General features: G+C 29.0%; 10 protein-coding genes. 3 read left to right on the top strand and 7 right to left on the bottom strand.

What is annotated here, in order from left to right:
• Positions 1-4 precede the first annotated feature (4 nt).
• Positions 5-238 (top strand): hypothetical protein, encoded by a 234-nt coding sequence (locus BX611_RS10835; protein ID WP_115881100.1) that lies wholly within the window; start codon positions 5-7, stop codon positions 236-238.
• Here BX611_RS10835 and BX611_RS10840 read toward each other — a convergent pair.
• Genes BX611_RS10840 through BX611_RS10850 form a run of 3 tightly spaced genes read right to left on the bottom strand, consistent with a single transcriptional unit; the run spans position 235 to position 4721 of the window.
• Complete coding sequence (locus BX611_RS10840) at positions 235-1359, bottom strand: glycerate kinase (RefSeq protein ID WP_115881102.1); 1125 nt, start codon at positions 1357-1359, stop codon at positions 235-237. The genes BX611_RS10835 and BX611_RS10840 overlap by 4 nt on opposite strands.
• The gene (locus BX611_RS10845; RefSeq protein ID WP_162880019.1) at positions 1360-3057 is read right to left on the bottom strand and encodes a sugar phosphorylase; all 1698 of its coding nucleotides are present in this window, start codon (positions 3055-3057) and stop codon (positions 1360-1362) included. It lies immediately after the preceding gene.
• A gap of 11 nt (positions 3058-3068) precedes the next feature.
• Complete coding sequence (locus BX611_RS10850; protein WP_115881106.1) at positions 3069-4721, bottom strand: sodium:solute symporter family transporter; 1653 nt, start codon at positions 4719-4721, stop codon at positions 3069-3071.
• Between the two features lie 142 nt (positions 4722-4863).
• Between BX611_RS10850 and BX611_RS10855 the strand changes: the two genes are divergently transcribed.
• Positions 4864-5898, top strand: coding sequence for a LacI family DNA-binding transcriptional regulator (locus BX611_RS10855; protein ID WP_115881108.1), 1035 nt, complete (start codon positions 4864-4866; stop codon positions 5896-5898).
• Here BX611_RS10855 and BX611_RS10860 read toward each other — a convergent pair.
• From BX611_RS10860 to BX611_RS10875, 4 genes are all read right to left on the bottom strand, one after another.
• Positions 5891-7096, bottom strand: a complete 1206-nt coding sequence (locus tag BX611_RS10860; RefSeq protein WP_115881110.1) for a BaiN/RdsA family NAD(P)/FAD-dependent oxidoreductase — start codon at positions 7094-7096, stop codon at positions 5891-5893. The two genes, BX611_RS10855 and BX611_RS10860, sit on opposite strands and share 8 nt — an antisense overlap.
• Positions 7097-7183: 87 nt before the next feature.
• Complete coding sequence (locus BX611_RS10865) at positions 7184-8113, bottom strand: GYDIA family GHMP kinase (protein ID WP_115881112.1); 930 nt, start codon at positions 8111-8113, stop codon at positions 7184-7186.
• A gap of 4 nt (positions 8114-8117) precedes the next feature.
• On the bottom strand, positions 8118-8462 hold the full coding sequence (locus BX611_RS10870) for a GIY-YIG nuclease family protein (protein WP_115881114.1): 345 nt from the start codon (positions 8460-8462) through the stop codon (positions 8118-8120).
• A 36-nt stretch (positions 8463-8498) separates the two neighbouring features.
• The gene (locus BX611_RS10875; protein ID WP_262510560.1) at positions 8499-9803 is read right to left on the bottom strand and encodes a hydroxymethylglutaryl-CoA reductase, degradative; all 1305 of its coding nucleotides are present in this window, start codon (positions 9801-9803) and stop codon (positions 8499-8501) included.
• Positions 9804-9924: 121 nt separating this feature from the next.
• On the opposite strand from BX611_RS10875, the gene BX611_RS10880 reads away from it, so the two are divergent.
• The gene (locus BX611_RS10880; RefSeq protein ID WP_115881118.1) at positions 9925-12114 is read left to right on the top strand and encodes a S9 family peptidase; all 2190 of its coding nucleotides are present in this window, start codon (positions 9925-9927) and stop codon (positions 12112-12114) included.
• The last annotated feature ends 10 nt before the right edge of the window (positions 12115-12124 follow it).

Genomic DNA, 12124 nt, shown 5'->3' on the forward strand with positions numbered 1-12124 from the left:
TATTTTGAACAGAAAACTTAAACTTATTTGGGATTTTAGAGGGCCTGCTTCACAAAAAACTGCTGAACACCACTGTATTCATTTAAAAGAATTTTCAGAAATTGAGAAACTACATTATCATCAAATTGATTTTTCAATACTATCTGAAATGCACACCATAGCCTTTATAATTGTTGATGAAATTAATATGAAAATTTATAGAGATGCTTTAAAACCACATAGAGGTCAGTTAGCTTAGCACATACTTTTAGCAAATTTCACAGCCATTTCAACTACGTATTTATAACTATTTTGCATTGCATCGTCAAAATTTTTGGCCTTTGAAATAACGGTATCACAATAATTAATATGTATTGCTTTCAATTCATCTGTGCTTAAATTGGAACTTCCACAAAAAATTGCAGTTTTAATTCTATGCTTTAAAGCTGATTCTAAAACTCCTTGAATTGTTTTTCCTGAAAGTGTTTGTGAATCTAATTTTCCTTCACCGGTTATTATCCAATCTGTATTGTTTAAATGCTCCTCAAATTTTGCTAATTCTTTAATTAGTTTAATACCCGAAATTAATTTACCATTTAAAAAAACCATACAAGCTATTCCCATTCCTCCGGCAGCACCTGCTCCATTTATTTTTTGAGGATTTACATTAAACTTTTTTTTAATAATTTTCGAAAAATCTTTAAGGCCTTTATCTAACAATTTTATATCTTTTAATAAAGCTCCTTTTTGTTCAGCATATACATAAGCAGCTCCATTTTCTCCATATAATGGATTGGTTACATCACAAGCAATTTTAAATGAAACTTCTTTTAATTTAGGATGAATATTGTCTGCAACTATTTTATTTATTTTAGATAGATTTGTTCCTATGGGCTTAACTTTATTATTATTTTTATCTAAAAATTGATACCCTAATGCTGTTGCCATTCCAATACCACAATCATTAGTTGCACTTCCTCCAATTCCTAAAATAATATTTTTTGCACCTTTTTCAATTGCATTAATTATTAATTCTCCCGTACCAAAAGTGGTAGCATTTTTGCAATCTAATTCTGATTTTTTCAATAATTTAAGTCCAGAAGCCTCTGCCATTTCAATAAAAGCTGTTTTTGTATTTTCTGCATACAAATAAGTAGCTTCAACTAGCTTAAAAAATGGGTTATTTACAATTATATGTATTATTTCACCTTGTAAATAGTAATTTGCAACTTCAATAGTACCGTCACCTCCATCTGCTAATGGAAGCTTTATAATTTCAGTATTTGAAACTATTTTATGAATGCCTTTTTCAACTGCATCACAAAACTCTATGCCTGTTAATGAACCCTTAAACTTATCTGGAGCAACTACTATTTTCATTTATAAAACTTTAAGCCATTTATACTCGTAAGGTTTAAATTCCCATTGTTTATCTAAAAATATTTCATTTGTTAAAACATCCTGAACATTATTTTTTAAAGCCTTCATTTTTTGATTATTGTCACTAAAATTATGAACAACATAAAAACAACTACCTCCTTTTGTTCTTTTAATAATAAATAAGTGCTCCGAAGGCTGTATAAATACAGCTTCTGCATAAGGATTAAACGCTTCTTCATTTACGCGAAATGCCAGTACTTTTTTGTATAAATTATATAGTTTATTTCTTAATGTTCCTTTTGTGTTCAAGTTTTGAATAAGCGTATCGAAATCTAGTTTTTCTCTATTGATTCTTCTATTTATTCCCGATTCAATTCCTTGATAATAATTTTGAGATCCTACCAAAGAATGAAAATAAATACCTGGCACACCTGGCATTGCTAACATTACAGATTGAGATAGCATCATTTTTGCAATTCTTATTTCATCATTTTCATTAGGATTACTTAATAAATCCATATAATTACAATTCAGCTCATAGGGAGATTGGCTTCCGTCTTCGTTATTTTTATAAGATACCCTGCCTCCGTGGGCTTCGGCTCTTTTAGCCAATTCAAAAATTTCATCATCATTAATAATTCCTTGAAGAGGTCTAACTCCAACACCATCATGACTGGCTGTGAAATTGAAAAAACAAACTTTATTACTAGGCATTTTAAGCGATTGTGCCCAACGGGTTAAAACACTTACATTTTCTTTCATTATTGAATATGCTAACAAAGGAGGCAATGTAAAATTATATACCATTTGCGCTTCATTAAAACCATTTCCAAAATAAGAAATGTTTTCTTGGTGAGGTACATTTGTTTCAGTTATAATATATACATTTTGAGTTAAGGTTTCAATAATAGCTCTATATAACTGAATTATTAAATGTGCTTCGGGCAAATGTATACAACTGGCACCTATTTTTTTCCAAATAAATCCAATTGCATCTAACCTAATAAATTTTGCTCCTTTTGAAATATAAAAAAGTAATACTTCTAAAACTGCTATAAAAACTTTAGGCGAAGCATAATTTAAATCTATCTGATCTTCACTAAAAGTTGTCCAAACATTTTTTACAGAACCATTAGATTTTTTAAATGGAGACAACAATGGTAATGCCCTTGGACGCATAACTTTTGATACATCAGTTTTTGGATCTACATCTATAAAAAAATCATTGTAAAACGCATCATTTTCAAGGTACTTTTTAAACCAATTTGATGATTTTGAAATATGATTTACCACTGCATCAAACATTAATTTTGTTGTTTTTGAAAAATTTTCAACAGCTTCCCAATCACCTAGAGTTTCATCAACTTCAAAATAATCTTTTACAGAAAATCCATCGTCTGATGTAAAAGGATAAAATGGTAAAATATGTGTACCATTAATTTCGGGTGCACAATATTTATCTACAAACTGTTGAAGTGTTTTTATATGTGGTTGCCCTTTTTTTTGCACATTATCACCATAAGTTATTAGAATAACATCTTTTTGGCTTAATTCACCCTTTTTAAATTCAACTTTAGAAGCATATTTGTTTTGTAATGTTTCAATTTTATTAAAAACCCATGCTACTTCATAAGGTTTATAAAGCTGTTCTAATTGCGAAATTAATTTTTGCTTATCTAATTTATTAAATGAATTCACGTTGTTATATATTATAAAAATAGTGTTGGAATAAAATAACTAAATACTAAAATTGCAAAGAAAAATGCTGAAAGTATATACACTTCTTTAATCATAAAGTCAGATTTTTTAAGTTTTATATGCATTCCTTCAACATGCTTAACAGGAACATTTTTAGTGAAAGCCGAAACTATATGCGCAATAACAAATGCTAAAATTACACCCGTAAAGTTTAACCAAATCCAAAAAACATCAAAACCTAAATCTATATTAAAAATTTCCTGCATTGTTTTTGAAAACACTAAATTGATTAATACAGCACTTATTATTCCTGCATTCATACCAATATGATTTACTTTTTTAGAGAAAAAAGCCAATAAAAAAGTAACTAATACTGGTCCATAAAACACCGATCCAATTGCATTAATTATTTCAATAACGGCACTTTTACTTCCTCCAAATAAAAAGGATGCTGCAATACAAACAACTCCCCAAAATACAACCGCTCCTTTTGAAATAAACATATATTTTTTTGAAGAAAGCATTCCTTTATTTTTACCTCTATTAAAAAAATCTTCAACCGTTACTGCGGATAATGAATTAACTGTTGAGCTTAATGAAGACATTGCTGCTGATAAAATTCCAACCATTAAAATACCAATTAATCCATTTGGTAAATATTTAATAATAAAAACAGGAATCATTAAATCTGCTTTTATGCCATTTCTGGCAAATTCTTCAGGAAAATATTTTTGAGTTGTTAAACTTATATCAGATAAAAAATCTGGTGCAACAGTAATTAATCCTCCAATAATTAATCCCATTAAACAATAAATTAAAACAACCGGAAAACGAAATAGTCCATTGGCCAATAAAAGTGTTCTAATTGTTTTTTCATTTTTTGCAGACAATAATCTTTGTGCCTGAGTTTGGTCACAGCCATAATAGGACACATATAAAAAGAAACCGCCAATAATCATAGGCCAAAAACCATATTCATTACCTGCTCCAATTCCTAAATTAAAATCTATTACTTGCAATCTTTCAGGGTCAAAGCCATTTACCAAACCACCGTGTTCGTGTAATAAACTCCACCCAAAAAACAAGCAAATAATTAAACCTGCAAAAAGTATTATCATTTGAATAGCATCACCCCAAACTACAGCTTTCATACCTCCTTGCCAAGAATATATAATGGTAATTACACTAATTATTAATATTGTATATACATAATCAATGTCTAAAACCGCCTGTAAAATAATGGCTATAGTATATACCATTACACCAGTTCCCAGGGCTCTACTTATTTGAAAAACAATACTTAAAATTAACCTAGTTGATGCGCTAAAGCGTTTTTCAACATATTCATAAATACTAACAACTCCCGATCTAAATAATGGCGGAATTATAACAATCATTATAAAAAGCATCGCTAAAGGAACTGCAAATTCAAAAGTAAGCCATTTCATACCCCCACCTAATTTTAACCCTACAAAAGCTGGTGCCGAAATAAAACTAATTGCAGACAATTGAGTTGCCATAGTTGATAAACTTAAAGGAAACCACCCCAAACTTTTTCCTCCTAAAAAATAATCTTTAGAATCTTTATTTTCTTTAAAGAAATAACCCATTCCTAAGAAGAAAATAATGTATATCAAAATAATGCTATAATCGAGCCAATTCATATTATTTAGTTTTTTATTAATTGAATAAATGGTGAAACAAATGTAAATTTAGTATAACAACCTTTTAGATTTTACAAAAAAAAGTTCATTTTCAATGCAAACGTTTGCGGGAATATTTGAAATATATTTTTATTTTTGATTTATGAAAAAAAAGATTTGCACTTTAAAAGAGTTGGCGCTAAAACTTAATTTATCTATTTCAACAGTATCCAGAGCTTTAAATAATCATCCTGACATAAGCAATGAAACCAAGTTAAAAGTAGTAAATCTGGCTAATAAGCTAAATTATACTCCCAATTTATTTGCCCAAGGTTTTAGAAAAAATAAAACAAATATGATTGGTGTTATTTTACCAAATGTTACACATTACTTTAGTGCTACCATTTTAAAGGGAATTTTAAAACAAGCGGAAGTTAAAGGATATAGAGTGTTTATTACAGAATCTAACAACAATGTAAAAAAACAGAGTGAAATGTTACATACAATGATGCAATTTGGTGTAGATGGCATCCTTATGAGCATTTCAAAAAAGACTAAAAACATTAAAGATATTTTAGATTTATTAGATAAAATACCAATTGTTTTGTTTGATAAGGTTTCATATAAAATACCTTGTACTCAAATTGTGGTAAATGAAGAAGAAGCTTCTTTTAAAGCTATTGAACATTTAATTCATACTGGAAAAAAAAGAATTGCAATTATTAAAGAAGATGAATTTTCTTTTAGTTCTGAAAGAAGATTTGAAGGTTACTTAAGAGCTTTAAAAGAAAACGCTATTGATATAGATAAAAATTTAATAATTAGCTGTGAAGATTTATCGTTAGAACAAGGTAGAAGAATGACTAAATTATTATTAGGCCTTAAAAATAAACCTGATGCTATTTTTGCAATTACAGATACTGCAGCAATAGGTGTTATTAAAACCTTAAAAAAGTTCAACATTAAAATCCCTGAAGACATTGCAGTAATTGGTTTTAGTAATTCATTACATTCAACCATTATTGAACCAAAATTAACTACAGTTGATCAACCTGGAGAAAAAATTGGAAAAACTGCTATCGAATATTTAGTTAAAGAAATAGAAAGTTCTGAAGCCTATGTTTCAAGTAAAACAATTGAGATTAAAACAACTCTTATTGTAAGAGATTCTTCATTAAAAACAACAAGTTTTATATAGATTTAGCTACAATCCAAGCTCCTGTCCAAGCATTTTGAAAATTAAATCCGCCTGTAACAGCATCAATATTAAGAACTTCACCGGCAAAAAATAAATTTGAATGTAATTTACTTTCAAAACGTTTAAAATTAATTTCTTTTAAATCTATTCCACCGGCAGTTACAAATTCATCTTTAAAAGTACTTTTTCCATGTACTTTAAAAACACTTTGAGTTAATTGTTTTGAAATATCTTCTAACTGTTTATTACTTAATTGCGCCCATTGAGAATCTGATGAAATTTGAGAAGCAACTATCATTTTCTCCCAAAATCGTTTTGGGATTTCTTCATAAACTGATTGTAAAATTACTTGCTTTTTAGCACGTTTTTTCTTTTGAGATTTTAAAAATTCTAAAACTGATTCCTGTTTTTTAGACAACCAATTTACCTCAATTTCAAAATTATACCCCTTCTTACTTAATTCAAGTGCTCCCCAAGCTGAGAGTTTTAAAATCCCAGGCCCACTTAAACCCCAATGTGTTATTAACAAAGGTCCTTGTTCTGCTAATTTTGAATTTAAAACTTTTACATATGCCTTTGGAACTGAAATTCCTGGAATGTCTTTTAACCTTGCATCATTAATATTAAAAGTAAACAAGGAGGGAACTGGTTTTATAATTGTATGACCTAATTCTTCCATTATATTCCAAACTTTAGTATTACTTCCGCTTGCAATCAATAAATAATCGGCAATAAATTCTTCTGTATTTGTTTTAACAACAAACTGATCATCTTTCTTCTCTATGCAATCAACTCTAGCACTTGTTTTTAAAATAACGCCTGCTTTTTGTGCACTTTCCAAAAAACAATCAATAATAGTTTGTGAAGAATTTGATTCTGGAAATATTCTATTATCGTCTTCAATTTTTAATGAAACTCCTCTAGTTGAAAACCACTCCATAGTATCTCCAGTCATAAATTGATGAAACGGCCCTAACAATTCCTTTTTACCCCTTGGATAAAACTCCACCAACTCGTTTGGTGTAAAACACGCATGCGTTACATTACATCTTCCTCCACCACTAACTTTTACTTTTTGTAAAACTTTATTGCTTCCTTCTAAAATTAGTACTTCCAAATCAGGATTGAGTTCTGCTGCGTTTATTGCTGCAAAAAATCCTGCTGCACCTCCTCCAATTATTATAAATTTTTTCTTCATTCAGTTCATCTGTTACTTTTTGTAATTCTAAACTCTTTTTAGAATCAAATTTATGAGAACCTGAAACGAGTTCAGGTTTACGTTATTTTATAAAATTAAATCTTGATACGAAATTACAGTTTCAAACCCTTTTTGTTTAAAATACTTTGGGGTATCGGCATTTCCGGTTGCTAAAATAAAATCGCCACCCCAAGCACCTAAACTTTTTGTTTGTCCAAAATAATCCGAAAAGTATTTTTCTTGAACTGTTTTTAGTTTAATAGTTTTTGAAACAAGCTGCTCATGGTTAATTAGTAGCTTTTCAAATTCTTTCAAATTAGTGCAATTTACAAATGCATCAGTTAATTCTGAAACATGCTTTATTTCTGAAGTTAAATTTCCCTTTAACTCTTTAAAACGCTGAATTCCTTCTCTACTATTTTGTTTTTTATTTAAATATATAAAATACAATTGCTCTTTAAAAACTGGGTTGAAATTTACTTTTTCAATAAATGGATTTACACCATTTCGTGTATATAAAATTGGTGTATTATTTTGTGCACAAGCAATATCATAACCACTGCCTCCAAAAGTTTTTTCCAACAATTGATAAGGATTTATCTTTGCCCAATTAGCTAAATTATTTATTAATGTTGAAGAAGTTCCCAACCCCCAGTTTTTTGGAAAAGTAAGATTGGTTTTTACTATAAATCCATTTTTTGAATTTAAAAATGTAGGATTTAAAACTCTAACTTCTTGTAAAATTTTCATTAAATTTTCTGCTAGTGTATCATTTCCTCCATCTTCTGTTGCTTCAAAATCAGCTGAAATCAAGCGTAATTTTGGTAAATCAAAAATTGCTTCTAACCAACATTCACCTATATTGGTAAAACTTTGCCAAATTAATTGTGGTTCTTTTATTGATTTAATGGTTAAATCCTGTCCACAAGTTGTTGGCACAGCTAAAGATTTTGCACCTTCTAACACAAAATATTCACCTGTTAATAATAATTTACCGTTGCTGTAAAATTGTTTCATTAATCTATCTCCTTTTTTTCAGGTGGTTGAGCGAATTCGAAACCTTTTTATTGCTAAAATGAGTTTCATTTTTACATTCTGAAAGTTTAGGTAAATCCTTTAATTTATTATTTATTAAAGAAAGTTTCTTCTTCCTGCTCCAACCTTGAATTTGTTTTTCTCTATAAAAAGCTTCTGATATAGCAGTAAACTCTTCAAAATAAATTAAACTCACAGGTAATCTTTTAGCTGTATGTTTTGCTCCAACTCCATTTTTATGTTGGGTTAGTCTCAACTCTAAATTTATGGTGCTTCCTGTATAAAATATTCCATCAGCACATTCCAATATGTAAACAAATCCTTTTTTCATAATATATATGGCTTCGACTCCGCTCAGCCACCTCGTTTACTTATCGCCCACCAATTTATTATAGGCTTCAACCACAGCATTGTGCGTAATGGTTTTATTTTCAAAATAATCAATTAAATACTGTTTTTCTTCATCACTTGCACCTAATTGTTTAATAATATTAGTTAGGTGCATTTTCATATGTCCTTTTTGAATTCCAGTTGTTGTTAAAGCTCTTAAAGCAGCAAAGTTTTGAGCCAAACCAGCAACTGCTATAATTTCCATCAATTCTTTTGCAGATGGATTATCTAACATTTTTAGTGACAATTTTGATAATGGATGTAATTTTGTTAAGCCACCTACTGTTCCTAAAGCTAAAGGAATTTCAATCCAAAATTTAAAAATTCCTTTTTCTATAGTTGCATTTGTTAAACTTTTATAATGTCCACTTTTAGCCGCATATGCATGTGCTCCTGCTTCAATAGCTCTAAAATCGTTACCTGTAGCAATTACAACAGCATCAACACCATTCATAATTCCTTTATTATGAGTAACTGCTCTATGAGGTTCTGCATTAGCAATTTGGATAGCTTGTACAAATTTCTGTGCAAACAATGCTGAATTTTCTGCATACAATTCTTCAACTTTACAGCTTACTTCAGCGTGTACCAAACATTCCGGAACGTAGTTGGATAAAATACTCATTACAATTTGAATATTCTCTTTTTGGAACTCATTTGCAATAGCTTCTAAACAAGAATTTATAAAGTTTGCCCCCATACTATCCACTGTTTCAAAAGTAACATGTAGCTGGTAATAATTTTCTAATTCTGAAGTTTTATTACGTAATTCAATAGTTAAAATACCACCACCACGTTTTTTCATGTTTTGGGTAATAGCTTCTGTAACTTTAAAAAGATTTTCCTTTTTTGAATTAAAATAATTCTCAAGTTCAATAGCATCTCCTTCATACATAAAATGTACCTGACCCACTTTTTTGGTTGAAATAACTGAAGCTTTAAATCCACCTCGAGTACTCCAAAATTTTGCCACTAAAGAAGCTGCTGCAACAACAGAACTTTCTTCAATTACCATAGGAATAGTATAATCTTTTCCGTTTATTACAAAATTTGGTGCAATTCCGAACGGCAAATAAAAGTTTGAAATAGTGTTTTCAATAAAATCATCGTGCAAATCTTGTAATACAGGATTAGAGTTCCAATACTGCATTAATACTTGCTTTACTTTTGTATCATTATTAAAAAAATTTGACACCAACCAATCTATCTTTTCTAACTTGGTCAATTTTGAAAACCCATTAATGGTTTTAGACATTACAATAGCTATTTTATATTTTGACAAAGATAAATTATTAAATGTAAAAAAAGTTAAAATTACTAAATGTGGATTTTTATGATTTATTTCAGGTTCATTTTGCGAAATTTTTCTTAAACTTGAAAATTCTTTTAAGAAATCGTAATTAATGAGAAAAATACTTATCCTGTTTATAGCTATAACTTCTTTAGCTACAGCCCAAAAAAAAGATATTAAAATTGAAGAAATTTGGAATGGTTCATTCAGAACTGAACGTATGAATTCACTAAATTCTATGAATGGTGATTTTTATACACTTTTGAATTTCAACAACATATTTAAAAATTCAACAATTGACAAGTATAGTTATGCAACTTTAGAAAAAGTTGAAACCATAGTTGACAGTAAAAATTTAGAGGCTTTAAATTACTTTGAAAGTTATAGTTTTAACAATAATGAAACTAAATTAATTTTAGGAATAGACGCTGAACCAATTTACAGACACTCTAGTTTGGGTGTTTATTATGTGTATGATATTGTTTCAAAAAAATTACAATTAATTGACACCGATAAAATTCAAGAACCTACATTTTCTCCTGATAGTAAAAAAGTAGCATACGCAAAGGGCAACAATATTTTTGTTAAAAATTTAGAAACTAATAGTGTTACTCAAATAACTACAGACGGATTAAAAAATAACATAATTAATGGTATTTGTGATTGGGTTTACGAAGAAGAATTTTCTTTTGTTAGAGCTTTTGAATGGAGTGGAGATAGTAAAAATATTGCGTTTTTAAGATTTGATGAATCTGAAGTTCCAACTTTTTCTATGGATATTGTTGGTTCAGAATTATATCCAAAACAACAAGTGTTTAAATACCCAAAAGCAGGAGAAAAAAATGCTGTTGTAACATTGCATCTTTACAATATAGAAACTAAATACACTTCAAAAATAAATTTAGGAGATTATGAATATATTCCAAGAATAAAGTGGACAAATAATTCAAACATTTTATGTGCTACAACTTTAAATCGTCATCAAAATAATTTGAATTTGTATTTTGTAAATGCTTCGGATTTTTCTTCAAAAGTTGTTTTAAATGAAACTGATAAAGCTTATGTTGACATTAATGATAACTTAACATTTTTAGAAGATAATAGCTTTATATGGACTAGTGAAAAAGATGGATTTAATCATATTTATTATTATGATGAAAATGGGAATCTAATAAATCAAGTTACAAGTGGAAATTGGGAAGTAACCAATTTTTATGGTGTAAATGAAAAAACAAAAACTGTTTATTACCAATCGGTTGAAGATGGATCAATTAATAGAACTATTTATTCCATAAAATTAGATGGAACTGACAAAAAACGTTTAACCAATGATTCTGGAACAAATAAAGCAGCATTCAGCAAAAATTTAGACTATTTTATTAATACTTTTTCAGATGCAAATACACCTCCAATTTACACACTTCACAATGGGAACGGTGAACTTTTAAAGGAAGTTTTAAACAACAATAATCTATCAAAAAAATTAGCCTCCTATAAATTATCAGAAAAAGAATTCTTTACACTTCAAACAAAAAACGGCGAATTTAATGCCTGGATGATAAAACCTGTAAATTTTGATTCAAATAAAAAATACCCATTATTTATGACTCAGTATTCTGGACCAGGATCACAGTCTGTTAGTAATAGCTGGAATGGTGCAAATGATTATTGGTATCAACATTTAGCGCAACAAGGCTACATAATAGTTTGTGTTGATGGAAGAGGAACAGGATTTAAAGGTGCGGATTTTAAAAAAGTGACTTATAAAGAATTAGGTAAATATGAAGTTTTAGATCAAATTGAAGCCGCTAAAAAATTAGGTGAAAGATCTTATATCGACAAAAATGAAATTGGTATTTGGGGATGGAGTTATGGTGGCTTTATGTCTAGCAACTGTTTGTTAAAAGGAAACGATGTTTTTAAAATGGCTATAGCTGTTGCTCCAGTAACTAGTTGGCGCTTTTACGACAGTGTTTATACAGAACGTTATATGCAAACACCACAAGAAAACCCAAGTGGATATGATGAAAATTCCCCACTAAACTTTGCTCCTTTATTAAAAGGAAAGTTTTTGCTGGTACACGGTTCTAGTGATGATAATGTACATGTACAGAATACAATGCGTTTAACAAATGAATTAATAGCCGCAAATAAACCTTTTGATCAGGCGATTTATCCAGACAGAACTCACGGAATTTATAGAGGAATAAATACGAGATTACATTTATACAATAAAATGACTACATTTATCAAAGAAAATTTAAGTAGTAAAAAACAAACAGTAGAATTACTAAATCAATAAATAACTTTCT

It is taken from the genome of Lutibacter oceani, from assembly GCF_003384935.1.
GTDB classification, from domain to species: domain Bacteria; phylum Bacteroidota; class Bacteroidia; order Flavobacteriales; family Flavobacteriaceae; genus Lutibacter; species Lutibacter oceani.